The sequence below is a fragment of the Micromonospora sp. URMC 106 genome (assembly GCF_051386395.1).
In the GTDB taxonomy this organism is placed as follows: Bacteria; Actinomycetota; Actinomycetes; order Mycobacteriales; family Micromonosporaceae; genus Micromonospora.
The window spans coordinates 1-18,345 of record NZ_JBPQTP010000074.1; the positions used below are offsets into that span (position 1 = coordinate 1).

Here is an 18,345-nt window from a genome sequence, read left to right on the forward strand (position 1 = left end):
GGTGGGGGGTGTGGTCACGGGTGGGCGCGATGACCACGGGAGCGCAGGGCGGCGCGGACTTCCGCGACGAATCCGTCGAAGTCCTCGCGCAGACGCCTCGCCGTCACGTGCAGGACGAGCCAGTCGCCGCCGAGGAGACGGTTGAGCCGGCGGCGGTCCCGGTGGAACTGCTCCGGATCGTCGTGCCACAGCCCGTCGTACTCGACCGCGACCTTGAAGCTGGGCCAGGCCAGATCCAACCGGGCGACGAAACGACCGCCGTCGGTGACGACCCACTGGCTTCGTGGTCGGGGCAGCCCGGCCAACACGAGCCGTACCCTCGTCCGCGACTCCTGCGGGGACTCGGCACCCGGATCGGCCAGCTCGACCGCACGCAGCAGCGATCGCCAGCCCCGCCGGCCGGCGCGGGCGAGGGCGTACTCCCGCAGGGCGGTCACGTCGGTGAGCCGGCGGGCCAGCAGGCCGTCGATGACGACGACCGCCTCGACCAACTCCAGCCACCGGGCCAGGTCCCAGCACGTACGCGCCGGGGAGGTGACCGGTACGCCAGCGAGGTCCACGACGTCCTCCGGGCCGACGTCGGCCCGGTGGACCCGCAACCCTGTCATCGGCCCACGCCGTCGTCCCGCCGCCGCCGCAGGTGCGCGACCCGCCGCTGCCGCCGGTCGTGCCGGGCTCGCCGATGCGGGCTCGTCGGAAGGCTGATGGGGCACCAGCACGTCGACCGGCTCGCCAGCGGGCACCCGCCCCACCCCGTGCAGGGCGGCGGCGGAGCGGCCCGCGATGGCGGTGCCCGCCGGCACCAGCCAGCGGATCACCGCCCTGCACCGATCCTGGTGGGTGATCGTGAGGTGGGCGTCGGCGTACACGTCGCGGAACAGGGGGCGCCAGGCCGTGCTGCGAAGGTCGTTGCGGGTCAGCAGGCCACGGGAGACGGCAGTGGAACCGCGGAAGATCCGACCGCGCAGTTGCCGCGGCCGACGAGGAGCTTTCGGCATGCCGTTTACGCTGCCGGATCCCGCCGTCGCACGTTGACCTCTGTGGATAACTGACGGCAGCGGGCAGGGTCGCAGCCAGCAAGATCGCGCTGCAACCCGGAAGTAGTGGCCTCGCGTGGCTGACGAGGCCACTACTTCCTGGACCGAGCGCGATCTTGGCGTGGGGGTGTCCCGCGGTGGGAGGGAGGGGTGGGTCAGGCGGCGGTGGCCCAGATGGCCTGGAAGGCGGCCGCCTCGCCGGCCAGCCAGCGCTCGATCTGCTCGGGTCGGGCGTCGGCGGGCATGCGGTGGGCCTCGCCCCGGCGGACGTCGACCAGGAGCGGCTCGGCGTGCGGGAGCACCGCGTCCATGTGCCGGGCCATCAGGTGCAGGGTGGCGAGCACCGCCTCCGGGCTGGGCGGGGTCTCGTCGAAGTGCAGGCGGACGGCCTCGGCGCGACCGTCGGCGTGGCGTACGCCGAAGTGGGGGTTGATCTTGACAGGCAGGTCGCCGAGCATGGCGAGCGCGTCGCGGGTCTGGGCGAGGTCGACGGCCCGCGGCTCGCCGAGCGAGTGCAGCCAGGCCTTCGCGCCGGGGACGAGTGCCTCGTAGAGCGGGCGCCAGCGGGGCTTGACCACGTCGACCACCTGCTCCAGGTGTGTGCCGCCGGTGTGGAAGGCGATGTCGGCCTTGAGCGCCTTGACGAACTGACCGTGCGGGTTGAAGCCGGAGCGGCTGGCCCGCTGCTTGCGCAGGCCCCCGACGAAGGTGGCCTTGGTCGGGCCGGTGCGGTCGACGTAGCGGGTGAAGCCGAGCAGGGTGGCGTAGGGGGTGAGTGGGACGGAGGCGGGCGTGGTCACGGACGTCCTCCCAGGTCAGGAACTCGATTAGTACATACATTCTAATCGACGGGTGTGACATCGCCCAGGGAACGAAAGGGGCCGCCCAGGCATCCCGGACGGCCCCTCGAAACAAAAAGCTAGAGCTGCCCCACCGAGGTGATCCGGACGACCGCGGCGCCGGCCTCGTCGGAGGCGGCGAGGTCGACCTCGGCGCTGATGCCCCAGTCGTGGTCGCCCTCGGGGTCGTCCAGGATCTGCCGCACCGTCCACCGGTCCCGGCCCTGCTCGATCATGAGCAGCGCGGGCCCGCGCGCGTCCGGCCCCACCCCGATCCCGTCGTACGCCTCGAAGTACGGCTCCAGCGCGTCGGCCCAGGCGTCCGCGTCCCAGCCGGACGCGGCGTCGAGCTCGCCGAGGTCGTGCCAGCGGCGCAGGGCGGCCAGCTCCACCCGCCGGAACAGGGCGTTGCGCACCAGCACCCGGAAGGCGCGGGCGTTGCGGGTCACCGCCGGCGGCCGCTCCTCCAGGGACGAGGCGACCTCCGCCACGTCGGTCGGGTTGCGCAGCCGCTCCCACTCGTCGATCAGGCTGGAGTCGACCTGGCGGACCAGCTCGCCGAGCCACTCGATGAGGTCGACCAGCTCGTCGGTCTTGGCGTCCTCGGGCACGGTCTGCCGCAGCGTCTTGTACGCGTCGGCGAGGTAGCGCAGGACGAGGCCCTCGGAGCGGGTGAGGGAGTAGAACTGCACGTACTCGGTGAAGGTCATCGCCCGCTCGTACATGTCCCGCACGACGGACTTGGGGGAGAGCTGGTGGTCGGCCACCCACGGGTGCCCCTGCCGGTACATCTCGTACGCCGAGTCCAGCAGCTCCGCGAGGGGCTTGGGCCAGGTCACCTCGTCGAGCAGTTCGAGCCGGGCCTCGTACTCGATGCCCTCGGCCTTCATCGCGGCGACCGCCTCGCCGCGGGCCTTGAACTGCTGCGCGGAGAGCACCTGGCGCGGGTCGTCGAGGATCGACTCGATCACCGACAGCACGTCGAGGGCGTACGAGGGGGACGCGACGTCGAGCAGCTCGATCGCCGCGAGGGCCAGCGGCGACAGCGGCTGGTTGAGGGCGAAGTCGAGCTGGAGGTCGACGGTGAGGCGGACCCGCCGGCCGGTCTCGTCCGGCTCGGCGAGCTGCTCGACGACCCCGCCGGCGCGCAGCGCGCGGTAGATCGCGATGGCGCGCCGGATGTGCCGACGCTGGGCGGCCCGGTCCTCGTGGTTGTCGGTGAGCAGGTGCCGCATCGCGGCGAACGCGTCGCCGGGGCGGCCGATCACGTTCAGCAGCATCGAGTGGCTGACCTGGAAGCTGGAGGTGAGCGGCTCGGGCTCGGCCTCGACGAGGCGCTCGAAGGTGGGCTTGCCCCAGCCGATCGACCCCTCCGGCGGCTTCTTGCGCACCACCTTGCGCCGCTTCTTCGGGTCGTCGCCGGCCTTGGCCAGGGCCTTCTCGTTGTCGATGACGTGCTCGGGGGCCTGCACCACCACCCGCCCGATGGTGTCGAAGCCGGCCCGCCCGGCCCGCCCGGCGATCTGGTGGAACTCGCGGGCCTTGAGCAGCCGGGTGCGCACGCCGTCGTACTTGCTCAGGCCGGTGAAGAGCACGGTGCGGATCGGCACGTTGATCCCGACGCCGAGGGTGTCGGTGCCGCAGATGACCTTGAGCAGCCCGGCCTGGGCGAGCGTCTCCACCAGCCGGCGGTACTTCGGCAGCATGCCGGCGTGGTGCACGCCGATGCCGTGCCGGACCAGCCGGGACAGCGTCTTGCCGAAGCCGGAGGTGAACCGGAAGTTCCCGATCGCCTGCGCGATCATGTCCTTCTCGGCCCGGGTGCAGACGTTCACGCTCATCAGCGCCTGGGCGCGCTCCAGCGCGGCGGCCTGGGTGAAGTGCACGACGTACACCGGGGCCTGCTTGGTCTCCAACAGCTCCTCCAGGGTCTCGTGCAGCGGCGTCATGGCGTACGAGAAGAGGAGCGGGACCGGCCGCTCGGCGGAGCGGACGACGGCGGTCGGACGGCCGGTGCGCCGGGTCAGGTCGTCGACGAAGCGGGTGGTGTCGCCCAGCGTCGCCGACATCAGCACGAACTGGGCCTGCGGCAGCTCGATCAGCGGCACCTGCCACGCCCAGCCCCGGTCCGGCTCGGCGTAGAAGTGGAACTCGTCCATGATCACCTGACCGACGTCGGCCCGGTCGCCCTCGCGCAGCGCGAGGTTGGCCAGGATCTCGGCCGTGCAGCAGATGATCGGGGCGTCGGCGTTGACGCTGGCGTCGCCGGTCAGCATGCCGACGTTGTCGGCGCCGAAGACCTCGCAGAGGGCGAAGAACTTCTCCGACACCAGTGCCTTGATCGGCGCGGTGTAGAAGGTCGTCCGGTCGTCGGCCAGGGCCGCGAAGTGCGCCGCGATCGCGACCAGGCTCTTGCCGGAACCGGTCGGCGTATTCATGATCACGTTGGCGCCGGAGACGATCTCGATGACCGCCTCCTCCTGGTGGGGGTAGAGGTCGAGGCCGCGCTCCTTCGCCCAGCCGGCGAACGCGTCGAAGAGGGTGTCGGGGTCGGCGCTTGTCGGCAGCGCGGCGGTGAGCGTCATAGCGGGTCCCATGGTGCCTGGATCATGCCCCCGCGCGCCAACCGGCCCGGCGGGTCGAGCCTCGGAGCGGGCCCCTCGCGCGACGCAACCCGTCGACGGGGGCCCTTCCTCTCACGGTCGGCGGTAGATCAGGTCGAAGACCGGGCGGCCGGCGGTCAGGGCCCGGCGCTCGAACTTGGTCACCGGGCGGTGCGGCGGGCGGGGGGCGAAGCCGTCGTGCGCGTTGGCCAGCCCCGGGTCGGCGTCCAGGGTCTCCCGCATCGCCTCGGCGTACTCGGCCCAGTCGGTGGCGCAGTGCAGGGTGCCGCCGGGCGCGAGTCGGGAGCGCAGCAGCGCGACGTGGGCCGGCTGGATGATCCGCCGCTTGTGGTGCCGCGACTTGGGCCAGGGGTCCGGGAAGAAGACGTGTACCGCGTCCAGCGCCGTCTCCGGCAGGCCCGCGACCAGGTCCAGGGCGTCGCCCTGCGCCACCCGCACGTTGCGCAGGCCGAGCCGGTCCACCAGGTCCAGCAGGTTGGCGATTCCGGGCGTGTGCACCTCGACCGCCAGATAGTCTCGATCCGGGTCGGCGGCGGCCATCGCGGCGGTGGTGTCGCCCATCCCGGAGCCGATCTCCATCACCACCGGGGCGCGGCGGCCGAACAGGCCGACCAGGTCCACCGGCGTGCCGGGCTCGTCCGGGACGCGCAGGCCGTGGACCGGCCAGAGCCGGTCCAACGCCTCCGTCTGGCGGCTGCTCATCCGGCCGCGGCGCGGATGGAAGGTGCGGATCGTCCGGGCGGCGGGCGGCGTGGGCGCGGCGGCGGCGAGGTCGGTGGAGGTCACAACGACCCGAGCGTACGCGACGTCCGCGCCGGATCGGATGTGATGTTCGCCCGGGGATGAGAGGATCCATCCCGTACGGCAGACCGGGTGTCTGGTGTTGCCCGGCACTGCCCCAACGCGCCGGGAGGGGGCGTCGTGTCGGTGCACCGCGGCGGTCTGGCGCTGGCGACCGCGACCGTGCTCGTCGGCCCGCTGCTCGCGACCGCGCCGGCCGCAGCCGCACCCTCGACCACCGTCCTCTCGGGTTCGGGCAGCCCCGTTGCCACCGGCCTCCCGGCCGGCGGCCACGTCGCTGCCGCCGGCCTCTCCGGTGCCGTCGGGCACCCCGCGACCCTCGGCTGGCGGGCGGAGCCCGCGCCGGTGGGCGCGCCCCAGCCCGTCCCACCGGAGACCGCCGTCTTCGTGGAGGTCAGCCCGAGCACCGTCCAGCCGGGCTTCCTGGTCGGCATCCGGGCCAGTTGCCGGGACAACTCGATCCCCGCGACGGTGGTCTCGGACGCCTTCGGGCGGGTGCAGGTGCAGCCGCAGCGCGGGCTGTTGACGGCCGCGCCGATGGTGCGGGAGCGCACCCGGCCCGGCAACTACCGGATCAAGCTGGAGTGCCGTGACGGCGAGACCGCCTCGACCATGCTCCAGGTGGTCAAGGCGGTGAAGCCCAGCCGCGGCCCGGCGACGGGCTTCGGCGGGGGCGCCGGCGGCTTCACCGGCGGACTGCTGCTCCCCGGTGGCATCGCGTTGACCGTGACCGGCATCGTCCTCGCGGTGCTCGCGGCGCGCCGGCCCCGCCCCGTGCGTGGCGTGGCCCGACGCTGAGCCCGCCATGGCCGCCACGCCCGCCCCGCAGCCGTCCGCCGCAGCCTCCCGGCGGCGTCCGCCGCCCGGGCGCCGCCCCTGGTCGGTGCCGCTCGCCGTGGTGCTGGTGCTGGTCGGGGTCTTCGCCACCGGCGCGGGGCTCGGGCGCACCGCCGGGCCGTTCGACTGGGCCGCCGGTGCGGGGGAGTCGCGTTCGGCGCGCAGCGCGGGCGGCGCCCTGTCGGCCAGCCGGCCGGTGCGCCTGTCGATCCCGTCGATCGAGGTGTCCGCCCCGGTGGCGCCCGTGGGCCAGGCCCGCGACGGGTCGATCGGCGTCCCGCCGCTGGACCGGGCCGACGAGACCGGCTGGTACGACCGGGGCCCGACCCCCGGCGAGCCGGGCCCGGCGGTGATCGTGGGGCACGTGGACACCAAGCGCGGCCCGTCGGTCTTCTACGACCTGCACAAGCTGCGCCCCGGCGACACGGCCGAGGTGACCCGGGCGGACGGTTCGGTCGTGGTGTTCCGCGTCGACTCGGTGGAGCACTTCCCGAAGGACCGGCTGCCGGCCGAGCGGGTCTACGGCGACGAGGGCCCGCCGGGCCTGCGCCTGATCACCTGCGGCGGCGACTGGCTCGGCGGCCGGACGGGCTACGCCGACAACGTCATCGCGTTCGCCACCCTGCTCTCCTCCCGCACCCCGTGATCCCGCTCCGCCGAGCGGGCTTGTCGCTCGGCGCGGTCGGCCGGCCGCGTCGCTGCCCGTGACGGAGGGCAAGGCGGCGCTGTGCCGGACGGGCACGGGTCAGGTGCGCGGCGGCACCTGCTGGACGACCTCGAACTCCAGGAGGCTGGCGCCCGAGGCGACCGGGGGACGCCGCTCGCCCGTGCCGGCGTGCGCGGCGCGGGCGGGGCCGGCCGCCCACGCCTGGTACGCCTCCTCGCTCTCCCAGCGCGTGTAGACGAAGTAGCGGTTCTCCCCGGCGACCGGGCGGAGCAGCTCGAAGCCGAGGAAGCCCGGGGAGTTCTCCACGGCGCCGGCCCGGGCGGCGAACCGCTTCTCCAGTTCCTCGCCGGCGCCGGGAGGGACGTCGATCGCGTTGATCTTCACGACTGCCATGGCTCCACCCTAGTCACGGCGGCGGGGCTCAGAACGACTCGACCGCCGGAACGAGGTCGGCGTCGACCACGATCGGGGCGTGGTCGGACGGGCCCTTGCCCTTGCGGGCCTCCCGGTCCACGTACGCCGAGCGGACCGCCCGGGCGAAGGGCGCCGAGGCGTACACCAGGTCGATCCGCATGCCCTTGTTCTGGTGGAACATCCCGGCCCGGTAGTCCCAGTAGGTGAACGGGTGTGGCCCCTTCATCGGCGTGGGCACCACGTCGGAGAGGCCCAGGTCGCGCAGCTCCGCGAGGGCCGCCCGCTCGGCCGGGGTGACGTGCGTGGAGTGGGTGAACACCTGCGGGTCCCAGACGTCGGCGTCGGTCGGGGCGACGTTGAAGTCGCCGCAGACCGCCAGCGGCAGCCCGCTCGCCAGCTCCGTCTCCAACGCGTCCCGCAGCGCCGCGAACCAGGCCAGCTTGTACGCGTAGTGCGGGTCGTCCGGCGCCCGGCCGTTCGGCACGTACACCGACCAGACCCGCACCCCGTCGCAGGTGGCGGAGATGGCCCGGGCCTCCGGCTCGGGGAATCCCGGCTCGTCGGGGAATCCCACGACCACGTCGGCCAGGCCGACCCGGGACAGGATGGCCACCCCGTTCCACCGGCCGTCGCTGTGACTGGCCACGGTGTAGCCCAGCTCGCCCACCTCGGCCACCGGGAAGGCGCCGTCCGGGCACTTCGTCTCCTGCAGGCAGACGACGTCCGGCCCGGTGCCGGCCAGCCAGTCCAGGAGCCGGGGCAGGCGGGCCTTCACCGAGTTCACGTTCCAGGTCGCCAGGCGCATGGGTCCAGCCTGCCCCATCCGCGCCCGCGCCGCCGCGTCAGCTCCCCGGGGTGTCGCCCGGGCGGGTCTGCTCGGCCAGGAACCGCTCCAGCTCGGCCCCCAGCTCGTCGGCGGTGGGCAGCGGCCCGGCCTCCGGGGCGAGCAGGCTCCGTTCGCCCCGGCCGCGCGCGAACGCGTCGTACTGCTCCTCCAGGGCCTGCACGAGTTGGGCGGCCTCGTCGGTCTGCGCGACCTGCCGGTCGATCTCGAGCCGGACCACCTCGGCCGCCGAGCGCAGCCCGTCGCGGGGCAGCAGCAGCCCGGTGCTGCGGGACACGGAGGCGAGCAGCACCTCGGCGGCGGCCGGGTACTCGGTCTGCGCCACGTAGTGCGGCACGTGGGCGGCGAAGCCGAGGGCGTCGCGGCCCAGCTCGCCGAGGCGGAACTCCAGCAGGTGCCCGACGCTGCCCGGCACCTGCACCCGCTGCAACCACGGCTCGTAGCCGGCGATCAGCTCGCGCCGGGTCGCGTGCGCGGTCACCCCGGCGGGCCGGGTGTGCGGCACGGCCATCGGGATCGCGTTGAGCCCCACGGTGAGCCGGACGTCCAGCCGCGCGGCGAGCGCGCCGACCGCGGCCACGAAGCGCTCCCACTGCAGGTCCGGCTCCGGGCCGGTGAGCAGCAGGAAGGGCGTCTCGTCGTCGTCCTGGAGCAGGTGCAGCTCCAGCGCCGGGGCGTCGTACGACTCCCAGTGGTCCTCGACGAAGGTCATCACCGGCCGGCGCGAGCGGTAGTCGAAGAGCTGGTCGACGTCGAACCGGGCGATCGGGCGGGCGTCCAGCGAGGTGAGCAGTTGCTCCCTGGCCAGTCGGGTGGCGCTGCCGGCGTCGACGAACCCGGTGAGGGCCTGGATCAGGACGGGCTGACCGAGGTCGGGCAGCTCGTCGGTGAGTTCGTAGAGCTCGTGTGGGTCGAGCACCGGTGCGGACCTCCCTGGTCGTGCGTACGGGTCGCCGTGCGGGGACGGCACCCCGTTCGGGGAACGTACCCGCCATCCTCGTGCATTCCTGCCGGCGACTCCCCGGGGGTCACCGGCAGGACCAGCAATCGGGGCGTATCCCCCGCAACTCCACCGTCGGGCGTCAAGCGATGGCTGCGAGGTGGACCAGCCTATCGGCCGAAAGGGTGAGTTTGGGGATCATGGGCCGAGTGTCGGTGGTACGTCCGTGTTGCGCACGCCGAGGGGCTCGCTGATCCGGCCGCGAGGTCTGACCGGTCCGCGAGGTGCGTCCCGCCGGGCGCCCGGAACGGCCGGGGCGTCCTGCGGTCGGGGCCGATTTCGTGAAGAACGCCACCACATCACCCCAGGTCATCGCAGTTTGCGTCTGTCTAGCCTCGGCTGATGCGTGACGACCGCACCCTCGACCACCAGATCACCCCCGGTGACCCGATCGACCGTTCGGACGATACCCCCTCGCACGATCGGTCGGCCGGTATCCGTTCCGCCGGGGCGTACGCCCGCATGCTGCTGCCCGGGCCCGTCCGGGCCCGGGTCGCCCTCGCCACCGGCGTGCTGTGCTGCCTCGGCCTGGCCGCCGTCGCCCAGGGCGCCCGGGACGACTCCGCCGACGCGGCCCCCGTCGCCGCCCCGTCCGTGCTCGCCGAGCGCGCCGAGCCCGACCCGGCCTCCCGCAACCTGGAGCGCCACCCCGCCACCGCCAGCCCGACGCCCGCCAGCCCGACCCCTGCCGCCGACCCGGACACCACCACCCCCGCCCCGAAGAAGACCAAGCGCAGGCCCGTCGACCCCGCTCCCGTCGCCGGTCTCGACAACGCCCAGATGGAGAACGCCGAGGTGATCGTGCGCACGGGGCGGAAGATGGGGATGCCCCGGCGGGCGCTGGTGATCGCGGTCGCCACCGCGATGCAGGAGAGCAACCTCTACAACGTCGCCAGCGGCGTGCTCCCCGAGTCCCAGAACTACCCGCACCAGGGCATCGGTTGGGACCACGACTCGGTCGGGCTGTTCCAGCAGCGCTCCAGCAGCGGCTGGGGCGAGGTGGGGCAGCTGATGGACCCGGAGTTCGCCACCCGGCAGTTCCTCTCCGCGCTGGCGCAGGTGCCCGGCTGGCAGCAGATGCGGCTGACCGACGCCGCCCAGGCGGTGCAGGTCTCCGCCTACCCCGAGCACTACGCCAAGCACGAGTGGCGGGCCACGGAGGTCGTCGAGGCGATCCTGGAGGCCGGGCAGTAGTCTTCCGACGGCCACAGTGGACGGTTGCGGTTCGGGCGTACGGGGTACAGAGGTTGTCGGACCGAGGTACACATGGAAGAGGCACCACCGACTGGAGGACGACATGTCTCTGATGCAGCGGATCAGCACCTTCCTGCGTTCACCCAAGGGTCAGCAGCTGGTCGACCGCGGCCGGCGCGAGCTGGCCAAGCCCGGCACCCAGCAGAAGCTGAAGGGCCTGGCGGCCAAGTTCCAGAACCGCCGCTGACCCCCGACGACGACCTCTCCGACCCCCCGGGAGACCCTGTGACCGATTCCGCGCCCGCCGACGGCCAGCCCACCCAGCCCGCCGCGGGAGCGCCCCAGCCGCCGACGGTGGTGCCGGCGCCCCCGCAGGAGGTCCCGGAGGCGCCGCCGCTCAAGCTCTGGGACCGGATGCGGGAGGATCCGCAGTACGCTCCGGAGCACCTCGCCCTGGAGGCCGTGCGTCGGCTGGGGCCGGAGGCGGCGCAGTGGGTCGCGCGGGCCCGGGCCGAGCAGCCGGGGGCCTCCGCCGAGGCCCTGGCGGAGCAGGCCGTACGCAAGTTCGTCAACCACGCCCGGCTCTCCGGCGCCGTCTCGGGCGCCGCCGGGCTGCCCGGCGCCGTGATCGACGTGGGCGTGCTGGCCTGGACCCAGGCCCGGATGGTGCTGCACATCGCCGCCGCGTACGGCGTCGACCCGACGCACGCCGACCGGGCCACCGACCTGCTGGTGCTGCAGAAGGTGCACAAGGTCGCCGAGAGCGCCCGGCTCGCGCTCGGGGTGGCCGCCGGCCGGGAGCGCGCCGGCGCCCTGTTCGGCAGCGGCGGGCAGAACCCGCTCGGCAAGGTGATGCTGCGCCTGGGCGTACGACTGGCCCAGATGGCCGGCGTGCGCGCCGCGAAGCGCGTCTTCGCGAAGGTGGTGCCCGGCGCGGCGATCATCCTCGGCACCTGGGCCAACTCCTCGGCCACCAAGGACCTGGCCGCGCGCTCCCGCGCGCTCTACCGTCAGCACGGCGGCGCCGCCGTCCCCGAGCCCCGCCGGCCCTGACCGCTGCCGGCGCGCCGGCGCGCGTGGGCGGGGCGGCCGGTGGGTCAGGAGCCGAGGCCCGAGGCGCGCCAGGCCACGTCGGCGAGCCGGTCCTGGCCGGCGGCGTTGGGGTGGAACCAGTCCAGCGGGTTGACCAGGTCCAGGCTGAACCGCACCCGGTGCACCGCCCCGCCGTCGTACCGGCAGCGCGAGCCGTACGCCTTGCAGGCGGCGGCGAGCTGCGCGTTGTAGTCGTCGATCCGCTCCCGGACGGTCGCCCGGCGGGCCCGGTCGAGCGGGTCCGCCGACTCCGGGTTGGCCAGCAGCGCCGGGCAGACGCCCCGCTTCCACGCCCGGACCGCCCGCTTGTCGGTGTGCCCGACCTCCCAGAGCCGGTACAGGTCCGGGATGCTCACCACCAGGACCCGCGCCTTCGGCCGGCCCTGCCGCAGCACCCGCAGGCCGCGGTCCACCTCGGCGCGGAACCGCGTCACGGGCGTCATCGCCTCGATGCCGCCCCGGCACACGTCGTTGGCGCCGATCAGCACCGTCACGTGGTCGACGCGGTCGCGTACCGCCTGCTGGGCCTGCCCCTCCAGGGACGCGGCGCGGGCCCCCGGACGGGCGTGGTTGTGGGCCCGGCCGCGGATGGCGGGGTCGCGGTCGAGCAGCCGGCGGTAGAGGCTGTCCACGCGCAGCCCGTCCCCGGTCGACCAGGAGTTGCGCTGGCACGAGGTGAGCACCAGGCAGGAGCCGAAGCCGGTGCTGATCGAGTCGCCGAGCGCCGCGATGCCGCCGGACGCTCCGGGCGACGGCGTCTGCCGGGGCGGGCGGGAGCCGGGCTCCCCACCGCCCTCGCAGGCGAGTGCGACCAGTGCCAGCAGGCAGGCGACGGCGGTGACCCAGCGTCGAGGCATCTCTTCCCCAGTCCCGCAGCGGAGAGCAACAGCTCGGTAACTCTACGCGCGGGCCGGGGCCGGATCGGCCGCTGCTGTCGGCTATGCGGCACAGGCCTGTCCCGAAGCGCCTCGGCGTGCTAGCGGCCGGCGCTCCGGGCGTTCGGCACCGGATCCGCCCGGCCGTGTCACCCGTCGGGATGCGCCGCCGGGCGTCGGCCGGTCAGCGGGCCAGCCGCCACGGCGGGGGCTGCCCGTGCAACCACCAGTGCAGGGCCCGGGTGATCCGGGGCAGCACCAGGTAGGTCATCAGCGGCGTCAGGGTGAGGGTCATCATCAGCACCCGGCCGGCCAGCGGCACCCCCGGCAGGAAGCGGCTGGTCAGCAGCGTCGCGGTGAGGCTGAGCGGGAAGAACGCCAGCCAGATCGTCACGGCCTGCTTCCAGCGCGGCGGGGACGGCGGCGGCACGGTCGGCTCGGCGCTGACCGGCACGGTCTCGACGCGCTCCCGCGGCGGGTCGAACCAGCCCTCGATCCCGGTGCGCCGCTCCACCCGGGTGTGCTCGACGATGCCCTGCGCCGAGGAGAGCCACCAGTGCCGCTGCGGCGACTCCTCCCACCGGCGCAGCGTCTCGTGGTCGGCGAAGCGGTAGATGATGTGCCACTCGCCGGAGCCGGGCGCGCTGCGTACCCAGCCGGACCCGAGGAACCCCGGGAACGCCTCGGCCAGCGCCGTGCCGGCCCGCATCCAGGCCACCATCTCGCTGGTCCGGGCGGGATCGGTGCGCCGCGCGACGGCGACGGTCACCGGCAGCGCGTGGGTCGTGGTCATGCCGACCATCCTCCCCGGCCGGAGCGGGATCGGGCGGCTCACGGCGCACGGGTGTAACGCACCTTACCGGCGGGGTGACGTGGCCCACCCGGCCCGTCACCCGCACCGCGCGGGGCGCCGGCGGGGCGGGTTAAGCCGGCCGATCGGGGGTAGGTCGGTGCAATGACGAGATCGCAGCCCCGGCGCGCCCGTGGCACGGTCGGCCACGCCTACAGCGCCCTGAACATGCGGCTCCTGCTCGCCGGGTTCGGGCTGGTCACGATGGCCGTCTTCGCGGTGCTGGCGTTCCGTGCCGACCTGGTGTGGCTGGGGGTCCTCTGCGTGGTCTTCGCGGTGGTCGCCGCGGTCGACCTGGTCATCATCCAGCGCCGCCGTGCCGCCCGCCGCCGGGAGGAGCCGGGCGCCCGCCACTCACTCTTCGAGTGACAGGAGTACGAGATGCCCATCGCGACCACCAACCCCGCCACCGGACAGGTGCTCAAGAGCTACGACCCGATGTCCGAGGAGCAGATCGACGCCGCCATCGAGCGCGCCGACCTGGCGTACCGCCAGTTGCGCGACACCACGATCGCGCAGCGCGGGCGGTGGCTGACCGCGGCGGCCGACCTGCTGGAGGCCGACCGCGACGAGACGGCCCGGCTGATGACCACCGAGATGGGCAAGACGTACGCCGCGGCGAAGGCCGAGGTCACCAAGTGCGCCACCGCCTGCCGCTTCTACGCGGCGAAGGCCGCCGAGTTCCTCGCCGACGAGCCCGCCGACGCGGGGGCGGTCAAGGCCGCCCGGGCGTACGTCCGCTACCAGCCCATCGGGCCGGTGCTCGCGGTGATGCCGTGGAACTTCCCGCTCTGGCAGGTGATGCGCTTCGCCGCGCCGGCGCTGATGGCCGGCAACACCGGCCTGCTCAAGCACGCCTCCAACGTGCCGCAGACCGCGCTGCTGCTCGAGGACCTGTTCCGCCGCGCCGGCTTCCCGGAGGGGGCGTTCACCACGCTGCTGGTCGGCTCGGCCGAGGTCGACCGGGTGCTCAGCGACCCCCGCGTACGCGCGGCGACGCTGACCGGCAGCGAGGGCGCGGGCCGCTCGATCGCCCAGATCGCCGGCCGGGAGCTGAAGAAGACCGTGCTGGAACTCGGCGGGAGCGACCCGTTCGTGGTGATGCCGTCGGCCGACCTCGACCGGGCCGCCGAGGTCGCCACCACCGCCCGCTGCCAGAACAACGGCCAGTCCTGCATCGCCGCCAAGCGGTTCATCGTGCACGCCGACGTCTTCGACGCCTTCGCCGAGCGGTTCGCCGCGAACATGTCGGCCCTGCGGGTCGGCGACCCGATGGACCCCGACACCGACGTCGGCCCGCTGGCCAGCGAGGGCGGCCGCGACGAGATCCACGCCCAGGTGCGCGACGCGGTCGACAAGGGCGCCACCGTGCTCTGCGGCGGCGAGCCGCCCGCCGGCCCGGGCTGGTTCTACCCGCCGACCGTGGTGACCGACCTGCGGCCGGAGATGCGGATGTGGTCCGAGGAGGTCTTCGGGCCGGTCGCCGGCCTCTACCGGGTGTCGTCGTACGACGAGGCGATCGAGGTGGCCAACGGCACGTCCTTCGGGCTCGGGTCGAACGCCTGGACCCGCGACCCCGACGAGCAGGAGCGCTTCGCCGCCGACCTGGACGCCGGCAACGTGTTCGTCAACGGGATGACCACGTCCTATCCGGAGCTGCCCTTCGGCGGGGTGAAGAACTCCGGCTACGGCCGGGAACTCTCCGCGCTGGGCATGCGGGAGTTCTGCAACACCAAGACCGTCTGGGTGGGCGAGGGGGCCGCCACGGCCGGCGCGGGCGCGCACGCCGAGTAGCCCTGCCCCTGCCCGCCCGGTCGGGCGGCGACGGGCGGGAACAGCTTTAGCCGGACACCGTCATGGGTAGGGAGTGACGCCATGACGGTGTTCGGCTTCCACGCGTCCCACGAGCAGATCCACCCCCGCGCCCTGCTGGACGCGGTGATCCACGCCGAGCGGGCCGGCTTCGACGCCGCCATGTCCTCGGACCACTTCTCGCCCTGGAGCGAGCGGCAGGGCCAGTCCGGCTTCGCCTGGTCCTGGCTCGGCGCCGCCCTCCAGGCCACCAACCTGCCCTTCGGCGTGGTCAACGCGCCCGGCCAGCGCTACCACCCGGCGATCATCGCGCAGGCGATCGGCACCCTCGGCGCGATGTACCCGGGCCGGTTCTGGGCCGCGCTGGGCACCGGCGAGGCGAGCAACGAGCACATCACCGGCGACGGCTGGCCGCGCAAGGACGTCCGCGCCGCCCGGCTGCGCGAGTGTGTGGACGTGATCCGCGCGCTGCTGGCCGGCGAGGAGGTCAGCCACGACGGCCTGGTCCGGGTCGACCGGGCGAAGCTGTGGACCCGGCCAGAGCAGCCGCCGGCGCTGATCGGCGCGGCGGTCAGCGTGGCCACCGCCCGCTGGTGCGCCGAGTGGGCGGACGGGCTGATCACCGTGAACGCGCCGACCGCGCACCTGCGGCAGATGATCGACGCGTACCGGGACGCCGGCGGGCGCGGGCCGCTGCACCTGCAGGTGCACGTCAGCTGGGCGCCGGAGCAGGCCGAGGCCGAGCGGATCGCGTACGACCAGTGGCGCAGCAACGTCTTCGCGCCCCCGGTCTGCTGGGACCTGGACACCGCCGAGCACTTCGACGCGGTCTCGGCGCACGTGCCGATGGAGAAGGTCCACGAGGTCGTCAACGTCTCCGCGGACCCGGGCCGGCACGTCGGTTGGCTGGAGGAGTACGTGGGCCTCGGCTTCGACCAGATCGCCCTGCACCACGTCGGGCAGGAGCAGCGGGCCTTCATCGACACGTTCGGCGCGCAGGTGCTGCCCAAGGTGCGCAACGCCGGGTGAGCGGGGGTGCCCCTAGGCTCGTCCCCCATGGAAGCTCTGTTCGACGTCGTCGTCTTCCTGGCGATCGCGACGCTGGGTGCGGCCCTGGCCCGCAAGCTGGGGCTGCTCGCGCCGATCCTGCTGGTGGTGCTCGGCCTCGTCCTCGCCTTCGTGCCGGGCTTTCCGCAGGTGCGGCTCGACCCGGAGCTGGTGCTCGTGGGCATCCTGCCGCCGCTGCTCTACGTCGCGGCGCTCGAAACGTCGGTGCCGGCGTTCCGGCTCAACCTGCGGCCGATCCTGCTGCTGGCCGTCGGGCTGGTGATCTTCACCGCGTTCGCGGTCGGCCTCGTCGTACACCTGATGCTGCCGGCGGTGCCGTTCGCGATCTGCCTGGCCCTCGGCGCGGTGCTGGCGCCGCCGGACGCGGTCGCCGCCACGGCGGTGGCCCGGCGCATCGGGCTGCCCCGGCGGGTGGTGACGATCCTGGAGGGGGAGAGCCTGCTCAACGACGCCACCGCGCTGGTGCTGCTGCGGATCGCCACCATGGCCACCGTCGGCGGTGCGGTCGGCGTCACCGAGGTGGCCGTCGAGGTCGTCACCGCCACGGGCGGCGGCATCGCGATCGGCGTGCTCGGCGTGGTGGCCTTCGGCTTCCTGCACAAACGCGTCACCGATCCGCTGCTGGACAACGCGCTGTCGCTGATCATCCCCTTCGCGGTGGCCTTCGCCGCCGAGGCGGTCCACGCCTCCGCCGTGGTCGCGGTCGTGGTGACGGGCCTGGGACTCGGGCACAAGCTGCCCCGGCTGATGTCGGCCGCGTCCCGGCTCCAGGTCGGGGCGTTCTGGCGGCTGACCCGGTTCCTGCTGGAGGGGCTGGTCTTCCTGCTGGTCGGCCTCCAGTTGCCGCAGGTCCTGCGGGAACTCGACGAGCCGGCCGGCTTCCTGGCCGCGATCACGGCGGCGGTGCTGGTGACCGTCTTCCTGACCCGGTTCGTCTGGCTCTTCCCGGCCACCTACCTGGCCCGGCTGGTGCCCAAGGTCCGCAACCGGGAGCCGGCGCCGTCGCCGCGCTACCCGATCGTGCTGGGCTGGGCCGGGATGCGCGGGGTGGTCACCCTGGCCGCCGCGCTGGCCCTCCCGCTCACCCTCGCCGACGACCGGCCGTACCCGCGCGCGCTGTTCGTCTGGCTGGCGTTCGCGGTGATCGTGGTGACCCTGGTGGCGCAGGGCGCCACCCTGCCGATGGTCGCCCGGCGGCTCGAACTGCCGCCCGACGACCCGGTGCAGGACGCGCTCTCCGCCGCCGGCGTGCAGCAGCAGGCCAGCCGGGCGGCGCGGGAGCGCCTCGACGCGCTCGCCGACACCGCCCCGGCGGCCGTCGTCGAGCGGCTGCGCCGGCTGCTCGACGACCGCACCAACACGGCCTGGGAGCGGCTGGGCGGCGCCGCGCGGGAAACGCCGTCGCAGGCGTACGGTCGCCTGCGGCAGGAGATGATCGACGCCGAGCGGGAGGTGTTCCGGGCCGCCCGGGACTCCGGCCGCATCCCCGAGGAGGTGCTGGTGCGGGCGTACCGGGACCTGGATCTGGAAGAGTCGTTGCTGCGCCGGGAGGTCGTGGAGTGAGCTGTCAGCACCTGGCCGGGGCGGGCGACGCCGCCCCGGAGACCACCGACGCGTGCCCGGAGTGCGTGGCCATCGGCAACGACGACTGGGTGCACCTGCGGTCCTGCCTCACCTGCGGGCACGTCGGCTGCTGCGACTCCTCGCCCTACCAGCACGCCACGAAGCACTTCGCCGCCACCGCGCACCCGGTGATGCGGTCGATCCAGCCGGGGGAGACCTGGCGCTGGTGCTTCGTGGACGAGGAGATCGGCTGAGCCCGCGCCCGGAGCCGGATGGCGCGTGAAGTCAGGGCAGGCGGCGGGCGAGGACCTGCCCGGGCCACGGGTCGCGGCCCGGCCGTTCGACCGTGAACGGGTCGGTGGGGGTGAAGCCCTGCCGCTCGTACCAGCGGACCAGCGCGCCGTCCCCGCCCGCGTAGCAGTCGACCCGGAGCAGCCCGAGGCCGCGCCCGCGGGCCAGCTCCGCGGCATGGGCGAGCAGCCGGCCGCCGATCCCCGAACCGCTGTGCGCCCGGTCGGTGACCAGCAGGTTGACGTACAACTCGGGCTCGGTGGCCGGCGGCACGTACTCCGTCGCCGCGCCCACCACCAGCGCGCCGACCGGCCGGTCGGCGAGCATCGCCAGCCACAGTCCGCCACTGGTCGCCCAGGCGTCGGCCTGGGCGATCCGCCGCGGATCGGTGGAGGCCGGCTCGGTGCCCCACTGGCCGGTGCGGCCGCGCGCCACCAGCCAGGCGGTCGCGTCGTCGAGCAGCCGCAGCACGGCGGGCGCGTCGGCCGGGCCACCGGGACGCAGGGTGAGACTCCGCTGCTCGGTCATGGTGGGCAT

The 18,345-nt window shown here is 74.1% G+C and carries 20 protein-coding genes; 10 read left to right on the forward strand and 10 right to left on the reverse strand.

The window, feature by feature from the left end:
• Positions 1-14: 14 nt before the first annotated feature.
• The 4 genes from ACSNOB_RS21455 to trmB form a co-directional block, all read right to left on the reverse strand.
• Positions 15-998, reverse strand: coding sequence for an endonuclease domain-containing protein (locus ACSNOB_RS21455; RefSeq protein WP_436688252.1), 984 nt, complete (start codon positions 996-998; stop codon positions 15-17).
• Between the two features lie 194 nt (positions 999-1,192).
• Positions 1,193-1,837 carry a hypothetical protein gene (locus ACSNOB_RS21460; protein ID WP_393110089.1) on the reverse strand — a complete coding sequence of 215 codons (645 nt, stop codon included), beginning with the start codon at positions 1,835-1,837 and terminating at the stop codon, positions 1,193-1,195.
• A 119-nt stretch (positions 1,838-1,956) separates the two neighbouring features.
• Positions 1,957-4,461: a DEAD/DEAH box helicase gene (locus tag ACSNOB_RS21465; RefSeq protein ID WP_436688253.1), complete on the reverse strand. Its 2,505-nt coding sequence runs from the start codon at positions 4,459-4,461 to the stop codon at positions 1,957-1,959.
• 111 nt (positions 4,462-4,572) lie between these two features.
• The gene (gene trmB, locus ACSNOB_RS21470) at positions 4,573-5,202 is read right to left on the reverse strand and encodes a tRNA (guanosine(46)-N7)-methyltransferase TrmB (RefSeq protein ID WP_436688277.1); all 630 of its coding nucleotides are present in this window, start codon (positions 5,200-5,202) and stop codon (positions 4,573-4,575) included.
• 225 nt (positions 5,203-5,427) lie between these two features.
• Here trmB and ACSNOB_RS21475 point away from each other — a divergent pair, with 225 nt between their 5' ends.
• Together ACSNOB_RS21475 and ACSNOB_RS21480 are read left to right on the forward strand one after the other, a co-directional pair.
• Positions 5,428-6,099, forward strand: a complete 672-nt coding sequence (locus tag ACSNOB_RS21475; protein WP_436688278.1) for a hypothetical protein — start codon at positions 5,428-5,430, stop codon at positions 6,097-6,099.
• A 7-nt stretch (positions 6,100-6,106) separates the two neighbouring features.
• Positions 6,107-6,784 (forward strand): class F sortase, encoded by a 678-nt coding sequence (locus ACSNOB_RS21480; protein ID WP_436688254.1) that lies wholly within the window; start codon positions 6,107-6,109, stop codon positions 6,782-6,784.
• Between the two features lie 99 nt (positions 6,785-6,883).
• Here ACSNOB_RS21480 and ACSNOB_RS21485 read toward each other — a convergent pair whose 3' ends face one another.
• From ACSNOB_RS21485 to ACSNOB_RS21495, 3 genes are read right to left on the reverse strand one after another with little or no spacing between them, the layout of a single operon-like run.
• Positions 6,884-7,198 (reverse strand): antibiotic biosynthesis monooxygenase family protein, encoded by a 315-nt coding sequence (locus ACSNOB_RS21485; protein ID WP_436688255.1) that lies wholly within the window; start codon positions 7,196-7,198, stop codon positions 6,884-6,886.
• Between the two features lie 28 nt (positions 7,199-7,226).
• Positions 7,227-8,024 (reverse strand): exodeoxyribonuclease III, encoded by a 798-nt coding sequence (locus tag ACSNOB_RS21490; protein ID WP_393110085.1) that lies wholly within the window; start codon positions 8,022-8,024, stop codon positions 7,227-7,229.
• 37 nt (positions 8,025-8,061) lie between these two features.
• A complete protein-coding gene (locus ACSNOB_RS21495) occupies positions 8,062-8,982 on the reverse strand; it encodes a proteasome assembly chaperone family protein (protein ID WP_436688256.1) in 921 nt (306 codons plus the stop codon).
• Between the two features lie 423 nt (positions 8,983-9,405).
• On the opposite strand from ACSNOB_RS21495, the gene ACSNOB_RS21500 reads away from it, so the two are divergent.
• The 3 genes from ACSNOB_RS21500 (at position 9,406) to ACSNOB_RS21510 (ending at position 11,310) form a co-directional block, all read left to right on the forward strand.
• Complete coding sequence (locus ACSNOB_RS21500; protein ID WP_436688257.1) at positions 9,406-10,257, forward strand: peptidase M23; 852 nt, start codon at positions 9,406-9,408, stop codon at positions 10,255-10,257.
• Between the two features lie 103 nt (positions 10,258-10,360).
• Positions 10,361-10,504, forward strand: coding sequence for a hypothetical protein (locus ACSNOB_RS21505; RefSeq protein WP_393110079.1), 144 nt, complete (start codon positions 10,361-10,363; stop codon positions 10,502-10,504).
• A 38-nt stretch (positions 10,505-10,542) separates the two neighbouring features.
• The gene (locus ACSNOB_RS21510) at positions 10,543-11,310 is read left to right on the forward strand and encodes an EcsC family protein (RefSeq protein ID WP_436688258.1); all 768 of its coding nucleotides are present in this window, start codon (positions 10,543-10,545) and stop codon (positions 11,308-11,310) included.
• Between the two features lie 44 nt (positions 11,311-11,354).
• Here the strand turns inward: ACSNOB_RS21510 and ACSNOB_RS21515 are convergent, their stop codons facing one another.
• On the reverse strand, positions 11,355-12,206 hold the full coding sequence (locus ACSNOB_RS21515; RefSeq protein WP_436688259.1) for a GDSL-type esterase/lipase family protein: 852 nt from the start codon (positions 12,204-12,206) through the stop codon (positions 11,355-11,357).
• Positions 12,207-12,408: 202 nt separating this feature from the next.
• The gene (locus tag ACSNOB_RS21520; RefSeq protein WP_436688260.1) at positions 12,409-13,017 is read right to left on the reverse strand and encodes an antibiotic biosynthesis monooxygenase; all 609 of its coding nucleotides are present in this window, start codon (positions 13,015-13,017) and stop codon (positions 12,409-12,411) included.
• Between the two features lie 162 nt (positions 13,018-13,179).
• Between ACSNOB_RS21520 and ACSNOB_RS21525 the strand changes: the two genes are divergently transcribed.
• The 5 genes from ACSNOB_RS21525 to ACSNOB_RS21545 all read left to right on the forward strand — a co-directional run bounded on the left by ACSNOB_RS21525 (position 13,180) and on the right by ACSNOB_RS21545 (position 17,771).
• Positions 13,180-13,443, forward strand: coding sequence for a DUF6343 family protein (locus ACSNOB_RS21525; protein ID WP_436688261.1), 264 nt, complete (start codon positions 13,180-13,182; stop codon positions 13,441-13,443).
• Positions 13,444-13,455: 12 nt separating this feature from the next.
• Entirely contained in the window at positions 13,456-14,868 is a 1,413-nt protein-coding gene (locus ACSNOB_RS21530; RefSeq protein ID WP_436688262.1) for an NADP-dependent succinic semialdehyde dehydrogenase, read from the forward strand.
• Between the two features lie 81 nt (positions 14,869-14,949).
• On the forward strand, positions 14,950-15,915 hold the full coding sequence (locus ACSNOB_RS21535; protein WP_436688263.1) for a TIGR03885 family FMN-dependent LLM class oxidoreductase: 966 nt from the start codon (positions 14,950-14,952) through the stop codon (positions 15,913-15,915).
• Positions 15,916-15,942: 27 nt separating this feature from the next.
• Positions 15,943-17,517, forward strand: coding sequence for a Na+/H+ antiporter (locus ACSNOB_RS21540; RefSeq protein ID WP_436688264.1), 1,575 nt, complete (start codon positions 15,943-15,945; stop codon positions 17,515-17,517).
• Complete coding sequence (locus ACSNOB_RS21545; protein ID WP_436688265.1) at positions 17,514-17,771, forward strand: UBP-type zinc finger domain-containing protein; 258 nt, start codon at positions 17,514-17,516, stop codon at positions 17,769-17,771. Before ACSNOB_RS21540 ends, ACSNOB_RS21545 begins: the two co-directional genes overlap by 4 nt.
• A gap of 31 nt (positions 17,772-17,802) precedes the next feature.
• On the opposite strand, the gene ACSNOB_RS21550 is transcribed toward ACSNOB_RS21545, so the two are convergent.
• Entirely contained in the window at positions 17,803-18,336 is a 534-nt protein-coding gene (locus ACSNOB_RS21550) for a GNAT family N-acetyltransferase (protein WP_436688266.1), read from the reverse strand.
• Positions 18,337-18,345: the final 9 nt, after the last annotated feature.